This window comes from Actinomadura sp. 7K534, from assembly GCF_004348575.1.
Taxonomy (GTDB): Bacteria; Actinomycetota; Actinomycetes; order Streptosporangiales; family Streptosporangiaceae; genus Spirillospora; species Spirillospora livida.
In genome coordinates this window covers 38,998-56,386 of record NZ_SMKB01000019.1, presented here as the reverse complement: position 1 = coordinate 56,386, position 17,389 = coordinate 38,998, and the positions used below count along the sequence as shown (strand labels likewise).

14 protein-coding genes and 1 pseudogene are annotated in these 17,389 nt (G+C 75.6%); 2 read left to right on the top strand and 13 right to left on the bottom strand.

What is annotated here, in order from left to right; all coding sequences use genetic code 11:
- Positions 1–54: 54 nt before the first annotated feature.
- The 3 genes from E1266_RS06705 to E1266_RS06695 form a co-directional block, all read right to left on the bottom strand.
- Positions 55–633 (bottom strand): class E sortase, encoded by a 579-nt coding sequence (locus tag E1266_RS06705; protein WP_165965960.1) that lies wholly within the window; start codon positions 631–633, stop codon positions 55–57.
- A 234-nt stretch (positions 634–867) separates the two neighbouring features.
- Positions 868–1,899: a chaplin family protein gene (locus E1266_RS06700; protein WP_132044842.1), complete on the bottom strand. Its 1,032-nt coding sequence runs from the start codon at positions 1,897–1,899 to the stop codon at positions 868–870.
- A 198-nt stretch (positions 1,900–2,097) separates the two neighbouring features.
- A complete protein-coding gene (locus tag E1266_RS06695) occupies positions 2,098–2,955 on the bottom strand; it encodes a hypothetical protein (protein WP_132044840.1) in 858 nt (285 codons plus the stop codon).
- A gap of 391 nt (positions 2,956–3,346) precedes the next feature.
- Here E1266_RS06695 and E1266_RS06690 point away from each other — a divergent pair, with 391 nt between their 5' ends.
- A complete protein-coding gene (locus tag E1266_RS06690; RefSeq protein WP_132044838.1) occupies positions 3,347–3,589 on the top strand; it encodes a hypothetical protein in 243 nt (80 codons plus the stop codon).
- A gap of 70 nt (positions 3,590–3,659) precedes the next feature.
- Here E1266_RS06690 and E1266_RS06685 read toward each other — a convergent pair whose 3' ends face one another.
- Together E1266_RS06685 and E1266_RS06680 are read right to left on the bottom strand one after the other, a co-directional pair.
- Complete coding sequence (locus E1266_RS06685) at positions 3,660–4,904, bottom strand: NAD(P)-binding domain-containing protein (protein WP_132044836.1); 1,245 nt, start codon at positions 4,902–4,904, stop codon at positions 3,660–3,662.
- Positions 4,905–4,931: 27 nt separating this feature from the next.
- Positions 4,932–6,161: an ATP-grasp domain-containing protein gene (locus E1266_RS06680; protein WP_132044834.1), complete on the bottom strand. Its 1,230-nt coding sequence runs from the start codon at positions 6,159–6,161 to the stop codon at positions 4,932–4,934.
- A gap of 284 nt (positions 6,162–6,445) precedes the next feature.
- On the opposite strand from E1266_RS06680, the gene E1266_RS39275 reads away from it, so the two are divergent.
- A complete protein-coding gene (locus E1266_RS39275) occupies positions 6,446–7,606 on the top strand; it encodes a glycosyl hydrolase (protein ID WP_243718263.1) in 1,161 nt (386 codons plus the stop codon).
- A gap of 65 nt (positions 7,607–7,671) precedes the next feature.
- On the opposite strand, the pseudogene E1266_RS06670 reads toward E1266_RS39275, so the two are convergent.
- From E1266_RS06670 to E1266_RS06635, 8 genes and pseudogenes are all read right to left on the bottom strand, one after another.
- A pseudogene (locus E1266_RS06670) lies at positions 7,672–8,778 on the bottom strand (glycosyltransferase); the annotation flags it as partial.
- Positions 8,771–9,910, bottom strand: coding sequence for a GNAT family N-acetyltransferase (locus E1266_RS06665; protein ID WP_132044830.1), 1,140 nt, complete (start codon positions 9,908–9,910; stop codon positions 8,771–8,773). The gene E1266_RS06665 and the pseudogene E1266_RS06670, both read right to left, overlap by 8 nt.
- Entirely contained in the window at positions 9,907–10,701 is a 795-nt protein-coding gene (locus tag E1266_RS06660) for a lipopolysaccharide biosynthesis protein (protein ID WP_132044828.1), read from the bottom strand. The genes E1266_RS06665 and E1266_RS06660 overlap by 4 nt, the downstream gene beginning before the upstream one ends.
- Positions 10,685–11,836: a glycosyltransferase gene (locus tag E1266_RS06655; RefSeq protein ID WP_132044826.1), complete on the bottom strand. Its 1,152-nt coding sequence runs from the start codon at positions 11,834–11,836 to the stop codon at positions 10,685–10,687. The genes E1266_RS06660 and E1266_RS06655 overlap by 17 nt, the downstream gene beginning before the upstream one ends.
- Entirely contained in the window at positions 11,833–12,510 is a 678-nt protein-coding gene (locus E1266_RS06650) for a polysaccharide deacetylase family protein (RefSeq protein ID WP_132044850.1), read from the bottom strand. Before E1266_RS06650 ends, E1266_RS06655 begins: the two co-directional genes overlap by 4 nt.
- The gene (locus E1266_RS06645; RefSeq protein WP_132044824.1) at positions 12,482–14,209 is read right to left on the bottom strand and encodes a lipid II flippase MurJ; all 1,728 of its coding nucleotides are present in this window, start codon (positions 14,207–14,209) and stop codon (positions 12,482–12,484) included. Before E1266_RS06645 ends, E1266_RS06650 begins: the two co-directional genes overlap by 29 nt.
- Entirely contained in the window at positions 14,206–15,591 is a 1,386-nt protein-coding gene (locus E1266_RS06640; protein ID WP_132044822.1) for an O-antigen ligase family protein, read from the bottom strand. The genes E1266_RS06645 and E1266_RS06640 overlap by 4 nt, the downstream gene beginning before the upstream one ends.
- Positions 15,588–17,045, bottom strand: a complete 1,458-nt coding sequence (locus E1266_RS06635) for a sugar transferase (protein WP_165965958.1) — start codon at positions 17,043–17,045, stop codon at positions 15,588–15,590. Before E1266_RS06635 ends, E1266_RS06640 begins: the two co-directional genes overlap by 4 nt.
- Between the last annotated feature and the right edge of the window lie 344 nt (positions 17,046–17,389).

Here is a 17,389-nt window from a genome sequence, read left to right as displayed (position 1 = left end):
GTGCCGGGCGGGTGCCGGGCGGACGCGTTCCGCCCGGCGTCCGGCCGTCCGATGTCAGCCGGCGGGCTGCTTGTGGTGGAGCACGCCGACGACCACGAGACGGTACCGGTCCGACCCCTTCGGGGTGCAGGTGATGAGCGAGATGTACTCGCCGTCGGGCGCGCTGCGCCGGACGAACGGCACGGGCTCCAGGACCCGCCGGTCCCTCGCCTTGATGACGTGCGTGCTCCGCGCCGTGTAGACGTACGACATGCGCCCGGCGCGCAGGACGATCCGGTCGCCGCGCCGCACCTTGTCCAGGTCGTGGAAGGGGCGCCGCCAGGTCGTCCGGTGGCCGAACAGCACCGTGTTCCCCTCCTGCCCGGGAAGGGCCGTCCTCGGGTAGTGGCCGACGGCGTACCGCAGCACCGCCTGGCTGACCCCCTCCTTGACCGTGGTCTTGAGGCCCATCCGCTTGATCTGGAGTTCCGCGATCACCGTGCCCTTCTTCGGCCGTTCGGGTGCGGCGGCCGGAGCGGGCGGTGCCGCCGCCTCCGCCCGCGCCTGCGGGGCGCCGAGCACGGAAAGGCCGCAGCACGCGGCGAGGGCCGCCGCGGCGAACGGCCTGCGGTCGAGCAGCTTGCGGTCGAGCATGTCTACCTCCATCGATGCGGGGGCGCTGGGGAAAGGGGTGCCGGAAAGGCCGCGGACAGAAAGGCCGAACAGGAAAAGGCCGGACAGGGAAAAAGGGGCGGCACGTCTGCCGCCCCTCCCCCGTGGAGTCCTTCCCGCCTCCGTCCCGGGCCGGGCCCGTGCGGGCCCCGGGTGCACACCGGGCGGGAAGGGCTCGTCACCGGCGCGGGTCGTCACCCGCGCCGATCAGGGCCTTCAGTGCAGCGCCGTACCGAGGTTCACCGGCTGGCCGCCGTCCGCCGACAGCTTCGGCCCGATCTCGCCCGGCTGGACGTCCAGCCCGGGGACGGGCGCGCCCGTCCGCTTGAGCGTGCCCATGAACTGCTGCACCGCGGGCAGCCCGTCCGCGCGCCGGTAGTCGGGCGTGGCCGCGGCCATGCGGTGCGCGTTGCCCCGCTGCGTCGACGGCAGCGGCTTCTTCCCGGCGGCGGGCCGGTTCTTGGCCGGCTTGTACGCCTTGGTCTTCTTCTTCGGCGGCGTCCGCAGCGTGGGCGGCAGCTGCTCGTCGCCGCGCTCGACGGACGCGCCGCCCTCGCACTGCGCCTGCGCCAGGGCCAGGACGGCCGCGGCGGAGTTGCCGCACACGCTGATCGGCACGCTGATCGGCGCGAACACCTGGTTTCCATTCAGCGCCCCGACGTTGCCGACCGAGGCCTGGTTCACCTCGGGCCCGCCGCCGCGCTCGACGGACGCGCCGCCCTCGCACTGCGCCCCCGCGGCGGCGAGCACCGCGGAGACCGCGTTGCCGCAGACGCTGATCGGCGCGTTGATCGGGGCGTACACCTGGTTGCCGTTGCCCAGGCCGACGTTGCCGTAGCTCAGCTGGTTCAGCTCGCCGCCGCCACCGCCGTGGCGGTGGCCCCCCCGGTCGGCGCCGCGGTAGCCGTTGCCGGACCCGCCGGATCCGACCTGCGCCCCGCCGGTGCACTCGGCCTGGCTGAGCCCGGCGATCGCGATGGCGTTGCCGCACACGTCGATCGGGATGCTGATCGGCGCGAACACCTGGTTGCCGTTGCCCAGCCCGACGTTGCCCGCCGAGGCCATGTCGACGTTCCCGGAGTCGCCGTGGCCGAAGCCGCCTTGCCGGGCGCCGTCGTACATGCTCCCGAAGTCGCCGGGCAGCGTGGCGGCCCCCGCGGTGCCGGCGGAGCCGAAGGCGGCGCCGGCGACGACGGCACCCGCGGCCACCAGGGCGGCGCGGCCGGTGTTCCTTGCCCACTTGCGCATGGTGTTGCTCCTGTTCGCATTGGTGAATCGGTGGTTCGCTGCGCGCATTGCAGGTGAGCGCAGCCGGCAGGGGCCCGATGGGCCGATGCCGCTGGAGGATGGTCCGTGGAGTCGATCACCGGGGTGATCGGGGACGGGCGGCGCGCGTCAGCGCGGCGCGCGGGCCGTCGGGAAGTGGCCGCCTCGGGCCGGGTGCCCCTAGTCGGGGACGACGGAGGGGCCGCCGGGCGCGGACACGTCGGTCAGCGCCGTGCGGTGGAAGGTGCCCGGCTCGACGGCGGGCGGTGCCGCGGGGTGCCGGTTCTTGAGCAGGTCGGCGACCGGCGTGAAGGTGTGCCCGCCGGAGCCCGCACCACGCGGGTTGTCCTGGCCTGAGGGCAGGACCGGGTCGGCCGGGTGCCGGTCTTCCTGGCATCCGGTGCAGTGGCCCGGTGCGTCGTCCGCCGTCGCGGTGCCCGCGAGGGACGACCGGGCGGCGGGGGCGGCCTCGGCGCCGGCGGGCGGCTCCTCGCCGCTCGCGCGGGCCTCGTCGGCCGTCGGGATCTCCGGGGTTTCGCCGGCCTGCGGCTCGTCGTCCAGAAGGCCGGGCCGCACGTCGGTGATGCCCTGCACGAGTTCGCCCCCGAGGGGCGCGGTCGGCCGGACCCCGGCGATCTCCACGCGCGGGACGCCGACCGCGTCGGCCAGCCCCCGCACCTGGTGGACGGCCCGGTCCTTGCCGTCGAACACCTCGTGCCGCCGCTCCTGGAGGTACCGCACGGGGTCGTGCTCGATGTCCCGCAGGCGGTCCGGCACCCCGGAGATCTCCCGCTTCCAGGCCCCGAGGGCCCGGAGCCGGCGGTCGCCGTTCTCCCGCACCTGCGCCGGGACGGCGCCGAGCACGGGCCGGACGCCGGCCTCCGCGCGGGCGGGCCCCTGGAGCGCGGGAGCGGCCTCGCGGACGGTGCCGTCCCCCGGCACGGACGCGCGCGGCCCCGGCTGGGCGGCGGACGCGGAGTCGGTCAGCGCCGCCATGGCGAGCCAGCCCGCGACCGCGAAACCGGCAATGGCGATCACGCGGACGACAACGAGGACGACGGCATGCCGCGGACGACCCTGGGGGCGGTTCGCCCCTCGGTGGATCGGTGCGGACTCCACTGCCGGTTCTCTCCTCGCATGGTCCGGTGCCTTCGGAACGGCACGAACGTAGCACCATGGAACGCGCGATCAATGAGTCGTTGCCCGGTCTTCCGGCGCGTCCCCGAATCATTTACCCGGGCATGAATTCCCGTTTCCCCGGCGCGGAATCTCCCGCCCGCTAGAGCCCATTTCGTCGCCCTTTGTAGCCTTTTATGGGCCGGTGCAAGGTCCCGCGACGGAATCCGGGAGAAGCATGGTGGGCGGTATCCGTTGCGCTACGCTCTGCGAGCAGCCGGTCACGGAGGCCACCCGCCCGAGGAGCATGCCGATGCCCGACACCCCGTCCGCGCTCGCGCGCCTGCGGCCGGCGCGCCGCCGGCGCCCCCGCCGCACGCTCGTCACCCGCACCGAGGTCCGCGTCCTCGTCGTCCCCGTCGTCCCCGAAGCTCCGGGCACCCGCGCGGAGCGGCTCCGGTCCGGTGCCTGGACGCTGTACTCACGCTGGGAGTGGTGGCTCGCCAAGGCGCGCACCGACCGCGCGCGCCGAGCCGCGCACCCGTACTGGCGGTGACACCCGCACTGGCAGTGACGCGGCCGGCGGGCCGCCCGGACGGGCGGCCCGCCGGCCGGAGGAGGATCCTTCACCGCATGTCGGGCTCCAGGACGGCGGCGTGCCGCCCCGCGGAAGGCCGCCTGCGCGGCGTCCGCCGGATGATGTGGTGCGCGATCCGGCGGGCCGCGAAGTCGGCGCCGTGCACGAACCGCATGACCGGCCCGAACGTCGGCGCCGCGGCGAGGCCCGCGAAGTACAGCCCCTGCAGGGACGACTCGAAGTCGCGGCTGAGCACCGGCGCCCCGTGCCGGGTGGTGACGCGGGCGCGCAGCTCCGGCGAGAGCATCGTCAACCGCGCCACGTCCGGGACGAACCCGGTCGCGGCGATCACGTGCTCCACCTCCGTCACCAGGCGCCGCCCGGCGCGGTCGACGGTCGTCAGGGCGACACCGTCCTCCTCCTCGACGACCTTGGCGATCCGCCGACCGGTCGAGACGCGGATGCGGTCGTCGAGCCGGTCGCGCAGCCACCACGAGCCCGCGGGCGGGAGCGTCTCCCGGACGAGCCGGTCCCGGGTGGCCTCCGGAAGGTGCCGGACGAGGCCGGGCTGCTCGGCCCACAGCCACGTCCGGTAGCCGGTGCCGAGCCCCGACCGGGGGCCGCCGCGCGCCAGCTTCCAGAGCGAGCGCCTCGCCTCGGGCACCGTGTTCCAGTCGAGTTCGGCGCGGCGGGCGATGACGTGCGGGCGGGCGCCCGCGTCCGCGAGCAGGACCGCGGTCTCCAGGGCGGACTGCCCGGCGCCGACCACCGCCACCTCCTTGCCCGCGAACAGGCCGAGTTCGTGGTGGGCGCTGCTGTGCGAGACGAGCCAGGACGGCAGGCCCGCCAGCTCGTCCGGGATGTGGGCGAACGGGCCGACGCCGACGGCGGCGACGACCGTGCGCGCCGCGATCGTCTCGCCGGTGGACAGCGTGACGGTGTACCCGGCCCCGCCGCCGCGCTCGACGTTCACGACCTCCGTGCTCTCGGTGCCGGGGATCGCGACGGCGGCGAACCAGCGCCCGTAGGCCACGAACGTGTCCAGCGGGATCGGCTGCCCCAGCCGCCAGTCCGGGTGGCGGTCGGTGAAGCGCATGCCCCGGTGCGGCGCCCCGAGGCTGGACGCGAACGGTTCGGACTTCAGGTACATGCCGGCCGGCATGTTCTCCGCCCAGAACCGCATCGGCTTCCCGATGATCCGGACGCCCAGCCCGAGGTTCTGCAGGTGGGCGGCCGTCGACAGGCCGTAGGGCCCGGCGCCGGCGATGACGACGTCGCTGGCCGAGTCGCTCATTGTTCGATCCCCCGTTTGAGTGTGGTGTTACCTGGTGCGGAGCCGCTCGACCGCGCGGAGCACGCTCTGCCGGCCCATCGCGAGGAAGGGCGGCAGGTCGTCGCCTGCGTACCAGGCGAACTCGTCGGCTTCGCGGAGCGGGCGGAGGGTCCTCGGCCGCAGCAGCGGCCGGCCGGCGGCCTGCTGGAGGTAGTGGTTCTCCACCAGCAGGTTGCGGCCGAAGGCGGGACGCGCGCCGGGGACGCGGCGGCCCGACTGGTGCAGGTGCAGGACGCGGGCGAGGTCGAGCCCGGCGCGGTCGGTGAACAGCCGGAACTGCGCGCCGATCCGGGGGTTGAAGTCGAGCAGGTGGTACGCGCCGTCGCCGGCGTCGTAGCGGAAGTCGAGGTCGACGAGCCCGCGGCAGCCGAGCAGCCGGACGATCCGGACCGCGAGGCGCCGCAGCTCGGGGTTGGGCGCCCACTCCCCGGCGACGGTGTGCCCGGCCTGCGGCGGGTGCGCGAGGTGCTTGCGGCCGGTTCCGCCGAACAGGCAGCCGAGGGACTCGTCGAAGTAGCCCTGGAAGAACCAGTCGCCGGTGGCGGTCGGGATGCGCCGCTGCAGGATCAGGGGGCCGGCGTCGCCGTCCGGGTCGCGGTCGCGGGCGGCGCCGAACAGCCGGTGCGCCGCGCCGAGGGTGGGCACGACGGTGGTGCTCCGCATACCGGGGGCGAGCCGCCACGGGCGGGCCCACTTGGCGATCAGCGGGAGGCCCAGGTCGGCGGCGGCCTCGTCCACCTCGCGGGCGGACGCGGGCGTCCGGCTCGGCGGGCAGGTGATGCCGTGCCGCTCGCACGCCGCCGCCAGCAGCGCCTTGTCGGCGACCCGGCGCGGGACGTCCGGGTCCTGGTGGGGGAAGACGAAGTGGGGCGCCAGCGCGTCGGCGTGCTCGGCGATGAAGATCGCGCCGGCGTCGTCCACCGGGACCAGCAGCGCGGGGCCGCCGATCCGCTCGCCGACCACCCGCAGATGGCTCAGCAGCGCGGCCGGCCGCTCGGCGGGCGGGGCCCACGGGTGCCCGCGGTAGAGGTAGCGGGAGCGGGACGCGGGGTTGGCGCGCCCCTCCAGGATCGCGTGCACCGGCACGCCGGCGCGGCCCAGGCTCCTGATCACGCCGAGCGTCCCGTGGTGGAACACGTTGCGGTCGGTGCGCAGCAGCAGGACGGGAAGGCCGGCGTCGAGGCGCGTCCCCGGCGGGGCCTGTGTGTCGAAGAACATGCGGTCAGCGGACCCATTTCAGCGAATTGTGGGGCAGGACGCCCTTCCGAAGATCCGGAAACGTAAATTCTGGCGCCGCCCGCCCGGTCCCTTTGTTCGGTGGCGGACACCTTGGGCATACCATACGCATGCGAGCTCCCGATATCCATTCGGCGGGGCGGCCGTGCGGGCGCCGGCGAAAATGGACGATTCCGTTCTGTCCGCTCCCTTCCATTTTGGCCGTGTCGGTCACGATGGCGGCGCTCACCGCTTCGACATTGGCGACAGGGCCGTTCACTCCGGCGGTGCAGAAAACACGGAAGTACGTGCCGCTGGGGGCTTTTCTCGGTTCGGGCGAGGACGGCGTCGCACGGGTCGGCCCGTTCCAGCGGTGGCTCGGCTCCACGGTGACGGTCGGGCGCACCTACCTCCCGGGAAACCACTGGGCCGACATCGACGGCCCGCCGCGGATGCTCGACGTGTGGGCGCGGTGGAAGGCGGCCGACCCGCGCCGGATGCTGGTGGTCAACGTCCCGATGATGGCGCCGAACGAGTCCGGGTTGCCGGAGCCCGTGGTGCGCTCGCTGCTGCGGGGCGGCGCGGCCGGCGCGTTCGACGGCCACTACCGCACGCTCGCCGGACGCCTGGTCTCCCTCGGGGCCGGCGACTCGGTCATCGTGCTCGGCTGGGAGATGAACGGGGAGACCTACACCGGCCGCTGCGCCCCCGACCCCCTCGTCTGGAAGGCGTACTGGCGGCGGATCGTCACGACGATGCGGGCGGTGCCGGGGTCGCGCTTCCGTTTCGACTTCGCGCCGACGCGGGGACGGGACGCCATTCCGTGGACCGAGTGCTATCCCGGCGACGACGTGGTGGACATCATCGGTTCCGACAGCTACGACCAGCCGGCGGGCGAGTCGTTCGAGGATTTCGTCAACGAGGAGCACGGGCTGCGCGCCCAGGCCGAATTCGCCGCCGCGCGCGGCAAGCCCATCTCGTTTCCAGAATGGGGCCTGTTCCGCAATTCCGACAACCCGGAATATATCCAGGGAATGCACGACTGGATCATGTCGCACGATGTCGTGTACCAGACGATCACGGACTACTGCCCGCACGGCGTCTGGGCCTGCGGGGCCAATCCGCGTTCGTCCCACGTCTACCGCGAGCTGTTCGGCGGGGTGACGGCCCCGGAGCCGTCCCCGGCGCATCCCGCCGTACCGACGCCCTGGACCTGGCCGCCCGTGCCGCCTTCCACACCGCCCACCCCGCCGCCTTCCTCGCGGCCGCCCACGCCGTCCGCCGAGCCGTCCGCGACTCCTTCGCCCAGGGCTCCTTCGCCGCGGGCGCCGAGCAGGCCGCCCGCGACCGCCCGCACGTCCCCGAGGACCTCCTCAGGCGTCTCGCCGAGCCCCGCGACCTTGCGGGTGACGGCGGCCAGCAGCGACAGCGTCCGCGCCACGTCGTAGGCGGCCGACGCGGCGGCGGCCTCCCGTCCCTCGCGCTCGGCGAGCCCGGGGACGAGGAGCCGCACCGCGATCTGGTCGGCGAGCGCGGCGGGGTCCTCGACGGGCACGAGGGCCCCGAGCCCGGGCCGGAGGACCTCGCTGATGCCGGGGACGTCCGTCCCGACGAGGGGACGCCCCGTGGCGAGGGCCTCCAGCGCCGTCAGCGGCAGCCCCTCCCACCGGGACGGCAGGACGACGACGTTCGACGCGGCCAGCCAGGGCCGCGGGTCGGCAACCGCCGGGACGAACAGGACCCCCGGTACGGCCTGCCGCTTCAAGGCGCCGAGGTCCTCCCCGTCGCCGACGATGGCGAGCCGGGCGTCCGGGCAGCGCTCGATGACGTCCGGCCAGGCCGCGAGCAGGACGTCCTGCGCCTTCTGGCGGGTGAGGCGGCCGACGCAGACGGCGAGCGGCGCTCCGGCGGGGAGGCCGAGGCGGGTGCGCGCGGCGCGCCGGGCGTCGTCGCCGGCGGGCGTGAACCGCCGCCGGTCCACGCCGTTGCGGACGAGCCGGTACGGGCCGCGGACACCGGCGCGCCTTCCCTCTTCCAGTTCGCCGTTCCCGACGCAGATCAGCGCGTCGCTCCGGCGGGCGGCGAGCCGTTCCCAGCACCGGCTGACGAGGACCTGCGGCCCGGTGGCGGCGAGCCACGACCAGCCGTGCGGCTGGAAGATCACGGGCGTGCCGCGGCGGCGCAGCAGCCGTCCCGCCAGGCCCGCCTTGGCGGAGTGCAGATGGATCACGTCGGGTGCGAAGCCGCGCACCAGGCGGCGGAGGCGGAGCACCTCCGGCAGCGTCCGGGGGCCGGGCGCCCGCCCGGCGGGCCACCTGAACCAGGGCACGCCCGCCGCGGCGCACCGTGCGGACAGGTCACCGCCGGGCGGCGCGGCCACCGCGACGTCCCAGCCGCGCCTGCGCTGGTCGCCGGCCACCTGCGCGACGTAGCCGGCGACCCCGCCCGCGGTGGGCCAGCTGACGTGCAGCACGCGCAGCGGTGCGGCTCCGCCGGAGCGCTCCCCCGCGTCGGCCTCGGCCCGGTCTTCGGCCCCGTGTTCAGCCCCGTGTTCAGCCCCGTGTTCAGCCCCGTGTTCAGCCCCGTGTTCAGCCCCGTGTTCAGCTCCGCCTTCAGCCATGGCCTCCCCACCGCCCGTGCCGCCGGGCGGCCAGGTGCGCGCGGGCGCGGGCCAGGCCGGCGAACGCGGCCGCGGAGGCGGTCCGGCCGAGGATGATCCGCTGGTTCTGCACCGGGGTCGGGCGCCATTTCAGCTTGTACGGCTCGTCGCCGCGCAGCAGGCTCACGCCCTGCCGGTTACGGTCCCGCGCGAGGGCCAGGTTCTCGCGCAGCAGCATCAGCGAGACGTCCACGGAGCCCCGCAGGTCGGGGATGGACCCGTACAGGTAGGCGCCGACGTACCGGTGCCCGATCAGGACGAGGTCGGCGGCGACGAGCCGCCCGTCCCAGCGGTACTGCAGGACGGCGGCGCGCCCGTCCCGGACCATCCCGCTCGCGGCCTCGGCCAGGTGGCGCCGGAACCGGTCGCGCGTGTGCTCGGGGTTGACGGGACGGCCCCGCCACTGACGGAGGTGCAGGTCGACCAGCGCGTGGACGGCGTCCGGCACCCCCTCGTACGGCACGGGCTCGACGGTGATGCCGCGGACGTCGACCTTGCGGAGCTTCGCGCGCATCTTCCCGGCGGTGCGGCGCGGCAGCCGCGCGAGGACGTCGTCGATCCCGGCGGCGGGCAGCTCCAGGCAGACCGAGGACGGCATCCGCCACGACCGGCGCGGCCACTGCTCCGCCACCAGCTCCGCCGCCGACCCGGGGCGGACCTCGCGGAGGTCCAGCGCGCACCAGCCCTGCTCGTCCAGCAGGGCCCGGGTCAGGTACCGCACGGCGCCGTCGGCGTACACGGGGTCGATGAGGAAGTCGGTGAAGTCGCTCTGCTCCCCGGCCACCGGCAGGAGCACCGGGAACCCGTGCCGGACGCCCGCCATCAGCGGCGCCGCCGCGACGACCCGGCCGCGGCACCGGACCAGCGCCAGGCGGAGGCGGCCGCTCGTCCCGTACCAGCCCCACCATGCCTTGAGCCACTCGTACGTCTGGAACGGCGTCGCCGCCGGGCAGCGGTCGTACAGGTCGCGCAGTTCGCCCGCCAGGCCGACGAGCGCCTGCTCGTCGCGGTGCACCTCCACCGACCACTCGGCGGCGGAGGGCGCGAACGCGGCGGGAGCGGCATTGCCGCGGGTGAGACCGGACAGGCTCACGATCCCACCCCCGCGTGGCCGGCACCGGCCGGCGCCGCCGTCTCGGTGCTCCTGGCCGGGGCGCCGGCGGACGGGCCCGGCACGGCGACGCCCCGGCCGCGGGCCGCGGCCGCCCGCCCGCGCCGGCCGCTGAGGACGGCGGCGCTGAGCCCGGCGAGCAGCCCGCCGGACACGGTGCCGACGAGGACGTCCAGCGGCGGGTTCGGCGACACCGGCGCGGCCGGCGGCTGCGCGGGCGTCATCAGCGCGACGCGGACCCCGGTGTCGGCGCGATGGGCCGCCCCGTACCGGACGAGCGCGTCGGCGGCGGCGTTGGCGTACGCGGCGGCGTCGCGCGCGGTCCGCCCGCTGCCCGCGAGCCGGATCAGCGGCGTGTCCGGCGAGGTGGACGCCTGGATGTGCTCGCGGGTGGCGCCGGGCGCCGTCGCGGGCAGCCGCACTCTCGCGTGTCCGAGGGTCTCCGGCATCGGGGCGAGCCGCCCGTACGCCTGCGCGAAGCTCACCGCCGCGGGCCCGGACTGCCCGCCGGCCGCTTCCTCCTCGACGACGATCACGAAGGCCGCCGCGGTGTAGGTGGTGGGCGCGAGCAGCCCGTACCCGAGACCGCCGAGGAACCCGGCCACGACGAAGGCGATGGGCAGCCGGAAGCGCACGAGCAGCGCGCCGGCCGGCCGGCGCGCGCGCCCCGCGGCCACGACGATCGCGCGCCGCGGGCGGCGGCGCACGGGCTCGCCCGGCGGCCGGACCCGCCTCCCCGCGGGTCTCCGCTTGTCATCATGTTGCGGCATCATGCGCCCTTTCTCGTGTCGGAGCGCCCGCGCGGAACGACGGCTCGGAGACGGTGGTCAGGCCGTCCTCGTAGAGCCGGGCCAGCCGGGCGGCCTGCTCGGCGATGGCGTACCGGGCGACGACCGGCGGCACCGGCGTCCGCTCCCGGGGCCCGCGCATGACGCGTTCGAGTTCCGCGCTCCAGATCCGCGCGTCGGTCGGGAGCCGCCGCGCCTGCGGCGCCTCGCCGGGCGGGCGGTCGTCGAGGGCCGGGCAGGTCGTGTACAGGACGGGGAGCCCGGCGGCCAGCCCCTCCAGGACGGCGAGGCCGAACGACTCCTGGACGGACGGGGCGGCGAGCACGTCCATCGCCGCGAGGGCCCCGGCGACGTCCGAGGTGCCCCCGGCGAAGAGCACCCGGCCGGTGGCTCCGAGGTCCCGGGCGAGCCGTTCCAGCCGCGCCCGCTCGGGGCCGGTCCCGACCAGCAGCAGCCGGACGCCGCGCAGCGGCGCGACCGCCTCGACCAGCAGGTCGAACCGCTTGGTCGGGACGAGCCGCCCGACGGCGCCGACGATCCGCTCGTCCGGGGCGATGCCGAGCCGCCGCCGGGTCGCGGCGCGGCGCGCGGCGTCGAACGCGAACCCGGCGGCGTCGATGCCGTTCGGGATCACGACGATCCGGCCCGGCCGCACCCCCCAGCCGCACAGCCGCGCGGCCACGGTCGGCGACACCGCGACGGTCGCCGACCCGAGCCGCTCCGTCGCCCGGTACAGGACCCGGACGCCGCGCGACGGGACGCGGCCCTCGATGTGGCCGTCGCCCAGCGAGTGCTCGGTCGCGACGATGCGGGGCGTGCCCGCCAAGCGGGCGGCGATGCGGCCGTAGACGCACGCCCGGTACAGGTGCGTGTGGACGACGTCGTACCGCCCCCGCCGGATCAGCCGCGCGAGCCGGGGCAGCGCCGCCAGGTCCCGGTTGTGCCGCATCCCGATCTCGTGGACGGGGACGCCCGCGGCCCGGAGCTGGGCGCCGAGCGTCCCGGTGCGGGTGAGCGTCGCGACCTCGCAGGCCACCGGCAGGTGGCGCAGCAGCAGCACGAGCTGGCGTTCGGCGCCGCCGTGCTCCAGCCCGGTGATGACGTGCAGGACCCGGGTCACACGCGGCTCCGGCTGCGCAGCTCGTGGCGGAGGAGCTTGGCGCGCATCCGCAGCGGCCCGTCCCGGTCGCCGACGTAGGCGCGGGGCAGCGCGTGCCGGGACGCCTCGTCCGGGCGGATGTGGCAGGCGTAGTCGTAGCCGGCGGCGCGGGCCGCCTCGACCTCCCGCTCCGTGGCGTGCCCGTAGGGGAAGGCGAAGCCGGTGACGGGCCCTTCGACGACCTCCTCCAGGCGGGCGCGGCTCTCCTCCAGCTCCTCGCGGAGCTCGGTGTCGTCGGTCTCCGGCAGCGACACGTGGTGCCTGCCGTGCGACGCGATCTCGATGCCCGCGGCGGCGACGGTGCGGAGCTGCTCGTCCGTCATGAGGGGTTTGCGGGGGCCATCGTCCCACGCGTTGTAGGTGCCGGTCCGCCCGGACACGATGAACGCGGTCGCGCCGAACCCGTACCGCACCAGCACCGGGAGGGCCCTGGTCGCGAAGTCGGCGTACCCGTCGTCGAACGTGAGCCCGACGAGGCCGCGCTCCCGGCCCGCGGCGCGGGCGTCCAGCAGCTCCGCCACGCCGACGCCGCGCAGGCCGCGCGCCCGCAGCCACGCCATCTGGCGCTCGAACCGCGGCGGGGACACCGTCACCAGGTGCGGGTCCTCACGGAAGTGGTCGACCGAGTGGTACATCAGCACCAGCGGCGCCCGCCGGATCCTCTCCGCCGGGCGGATCCCGCCGGGCCGGGCGGTCTCGGTCAGGTGTGTCGTCGGTTCGGTGGGCTGGGTCACTGGTCTCCCCCGAGTCGGTGCGGAAGCGGCGTCCGAGCGCGCCGGACGGTCCCGCGGTGTGCCATGAAGCGGTGATCCACGAGGCGACGGGGCCGGGTCCCGCCAGGACGGTCAGGACGGCGAAGGCCGCCGCGGTGCCGGCGGCGCCGGCGGCCAGCCGGACGAGCACGGGCGTCCCGGCGCCGAGCACGGCGTCCATGCCGAGGCCCGTGCCGAGGCCCGCCGCGCAGGCCCCGGCCGCGATGAGCATGAGCCGCAGGACGTCCGCGGCGATCCGGCGCAGCGGGACCGGCGCGACGTCCGGCCGCAGCCCGGCCAGCAGCAGGACGGCGGCGAGCGTGATCCCGGCGGCGTTCGCGGCGGCCAGCGCGAGCGTCCCGGCGGACGCGGCGAACACGCCCCCGATCGCGGTGGTGACGGCGAGGCCCACGCCTATGAAGGCGGCCGGGCGCCACGTCGGCCGCCGCTGCGCGAAGAAGGCGCGTGCGGCCAGGCCGACCGCCGACTGCCCCCACAGGCCGAGGGCGTAGACGCGCAGGATGGCGGCGGTGCGCCGGGTGTCGTCCGGCGTGAACTCGCCGTGCTCGAACAGCACCTTGATGACGGCCGGCGCGAACGCGATCAGGAACGCGGCCGAGGCCAGCACCATCGCGCTCGCGACCGCGAGGTCCTGCCGGATGCGGTGGGCGACCCGGGCGGTGTCGCCGTCCGCCATCGCGCGGGCGAGGCTGGGGAACGTCACCGTCACGATCAGCAGCGACAGCACCATCGGCACCTGCGCGACCTTCTGCGCGTAGTTGAGGTGCGAGATCGACCCGGCGGCGAGCTCGGAGGCGAAGAAGCGCTCGACGAACACCTGCGCCTGCCGGGTCACGGTGTAGACGACGATCGGCGCGACGGCCAGCAGCACGATGCGCGGCTCGACGTCCCGCTCCCGGGCGGCGGGCGGCGCGGCGGGCGACGCGCGCAGGCAGCGCACGAAGGCGGGCGCCTGCACGGCGATCATCAGGACGCTGCCGCAGGCGACGCCGACGGCCGCGGCGGTGATGCCGACGAGGCCCGACAGGCCCGCGAGGAACGCGAGGATGCCGACGTTGTAGGCGAGGTAGATCGCGGCGGGCGGCCCGAACCGGTGGTGGGCGCGCAGCGTCGCGCTCATGAACCCCGCGACGCCGAACGTGACGACCGTGACGGCCGTCAGCCGGAAGCACCGGACGGCCGCGCCGCGCTCGGCGAGGCCGGGCGCGAGGACGTCCACCACGAAGGGCGCGGCGGCCACGAGCACGAGCGCTCCGGCGGACAGCGCGATGACCAGGCGGGGCAGCGCCGTCCCGACGAGCGCCCGGGGGCCGTCGCCCCGGGCGAGCAGCCGGGTGACGACGGGCACCATGAGCAGGGCCATGGCGTCCTCGATGAGCAGCGGCGAGACGGTCTCCGGGATCGTCCACGCGACGAGGAACGCGTCGGTGTCGGCGCTCGCGCCGAACAGGTGCGCCACCAGCAGGTCGCGGACGAACCCGAGTCCGGTGCCCGCGCCGATCAGCACGCCCGACAGGGCCGCGGCACGTCCCACCGAAGTGGCGCGGGCGGCCGGGGTCATGGCCGCGCCTCCGCGGACCCGTGCTCGGCGAGACCGTGCTCGCCGAGCTCGCCGAGCGCCCGGCACGCCACGATCCCGAGGACGATCGCGAACAGCGCGCAGGTCGGCCCGCCCAGATCGGCGTACAGGAAGTTGACCAGCAGGAACGCCATCAGCGACACGGCCACCAGCCAGAACGGGTCGCGGACGCGGCGGCGCGTCCACAGCCCGGCGAGGAGGACGCCGATCATCGCCGCGAGCCCCGCGAGGCCCACCACGCCCTGCTCGGCCAGGAACAGCAGGTACTCGTTGTGCGGCGACAGGAGCGGCTGCCGGATGTACCCGTGCACGGGGTCGGCGGTCTCGCTGCCCGACGACAGCTCGATCCCGGCGTAGGAGTCGCGGTAGGCGGGGAAGTTCTTCGCGCCGACGCCGGTGACGGGGTTGTCCTCCCAGATCCGCACGGCCGCGGCCCACAGGTGGTAGCGGTCCGCGACGGACCGGTCGGGATCGCTGATCGACGCGGCCATCGACCCGGCGCGGTCCAGGACGGCCGCGGACCCGCCGCCCGCGAGGACGGGCACCACGAGCAGCAGCGCGCCGCAGCACGCCAGCACCTTCGCCGCCGTCCACCGGTCGAAGACCACCAGGGTGAGGACGGCGGCGGCGCCGAGCGCGAGCCACGTCCCGCGGCTGAGCGCCAGCGCGAGCGCGAGCGCCAGCACGCCGAGCCCGAGCAGCGCGGCCGGGAGCGCGGCGCGGCCGCGGCCCGGCGCCCACAGCGCGAACACGGTCAGGATGAGGAACGCCATCCCGGCCACGACCGACATGGCCATCACGTCGACCGCGCCGAACGTGCCGACCGCGCGGATGTTCTCCCCGTTCAGCGACGCGCCGTTCCCCGTGACCGACTGCCAGATCCCGTAGCCGGCCTCCCCGAGCCCGAGCGCGAGCACCGCCGAGCAGACGATCGCGAGGTCGCGGCGGTCCCGGACGAGCAGGACGACGGCCAGCGGCACCAGCACGAACAGCTGCACGTTCCGCACGAAGCCGGGCAGGCTGACGAGGATGTCGGCCGAGCACACCGTGCTGACCCCGAACGCGGCCACCAGCGGCCCGAACGCGGGCAGCGCCGCGGACGGCATCGCGACTCGCCGGGTGACCAGCAGGAACGCGGCGGCCGCCACCAGCAGGACGCTCGCGACGTCCCCGGCCGCGACCTGGACGCCGGGCCGGAACGCCTGCGAGCCGGACGGGATCGCGATGCTCGCGACCGCCGCGGCCACGAGCCAGCTCGGCCGCGCGAGCGACGCCCGGACCGCGCGGGCCGCCTGGACGGCCCGCCGCGGCCTGCTCACCGGAGCCGCGTCAGACCAGGCGAACGGGGAGGCGTAGTGGGTCATCCGGCGTCCCTGCACAGCATCGCGCGGACGGTCAGCAGCAGGATCTTCAGGTCGACCGCGAACGACCAGTGGTCGATGTAGTGGTTGTCGAGCCTCGCGCGCAGCTCGATGGACGTGTCGCCGCGGAACCCGTGGATCTGCGCCCAGCCCGTCATCCCGACCGGGACGCGGTGCCGCAGCAGGTAGCCGGGGCAGCTGCGCGAGAACTGCTCCACGAAGTGGGGGCGTTCCGGGCGCGGACCGACCAGGCTCATGTCGCCGCGGATGACGTTCCACAGCTGCGGGAGCTCGTCCAGCGAGGTCGCCCGCAGGAACCGCCCGACCCGGCCCATGCGGTCGTCGTCCTTGACCGTCCAGCGGGTGTCGGACTCCTGCTCGTCGGCCGGCTTCAGCGTGCGCAGCTTCAGCAGCACGAACTCCTCGCCGCCGAGCCCGATCCGCCGCTGCCGGAACAGCACGCCGGGGCCGCCCTCCAGCCGCACGGCGAGCGCGCACAGCGCCAGCACCGGCGACACGGCGACCAGGAGCACCGAGGCCGCGACGAGGTCGAGGAGCCGCTTCGCCCACCGGGCCGCCGGCTCGCGCAGCCGCCAGTCGACCCGCGCGCACGGCAGCCCGGCCAGGTACTCCCGCCGCGCCGGCGCCACCGGGACGACGTCCGACGGCGGCTGGACCAGCAGCGTCTCGCAGGGCAGCCCGAACGAGATGCGCAGCACGGCGTCCAGGTGGCCGGGATCGACGTCCTCGGCGACCACGATCAGCATGTCGATCCCGTGCTCCTCGACGAGCGCGGGCAGGTCGGAGGTCTCCCCGAGCACGGGCGCGACCGCCCCGCCCGGCCCGGTGTCCGGGTCCGCCGCCGCGACCTGCCCGACCGCCGCGAGCCCGAACTCGCCGCGCTCGCCCAGCAGGGCGACCAGGTGCGCGGCGGTCCCGCCCGTCCCGACGACGAGGGCCGGGCGGGCGCGGGATCGGCGGCAGCGGTACGTCCTGACCGCCGCGTTCGCGAACGCGCGGACGCCGAACGACACCGACACCGTCACCACCGCGATCCACAGCCACGCGGCCGCGGCGCCGCGGGCCGGTCCCGGCAGCAGCACCGCCGCGAGCGCGCCGACGAGCAGCGTCCGGACGAGCAGCGCCGGCGCCTCGGCGAGCAGCGAGGGGCTGCGGCGCGTCCGGTACAGGCCGCCGGCCGCGTTGCACGCGACCACGGCCACGGCCGCCGCGCCGGGCACGACAACGCCCGCGGCGGGCCGGAACACGGCGACGGCCATCGCCGAGCCGTCCGCCGCGGCGAGGCACACCGGGTACAGGACGGCCAGGATCCGGGGGCCCACCGGGCCGCGGCGTCGCGGGACGACCGGGGCGAGAACCGCCACGGGCCCGCCCGACGCGAGATCCGCCGGGGCCGCGCCCGAGTCGATGGTGGGACTCAGCCCCTGGGCACTCATCGCGCGTCCCTTCAGACAAGAACTCACCCGGGAGGTGACTTTGCGGGGCCGTCGCGGGCGGCCACGACCCAGCATCGCAGCGCTTTCCGGCAAGGAACACCGCTTTTAACCACCACCTCCCCAATCTTGAATAGAAGATCAGGGGAAGCGGCCTGACCTGCGAGAACACCTCAAGAAAGCTGCGATATCAGATCAAAGCGGAGACCATTCGGCGCCATTGATCACCGCATTTTCTTTTTAGCCGGAAAGGGCCGAATATGGTGCGGCGCGTCCGGGAGCGCCCCGCTCCGCGCCGCGGCCGCGCGACGGGAACGCGGCACCGAGATCCCGGAACGGCCCACCCG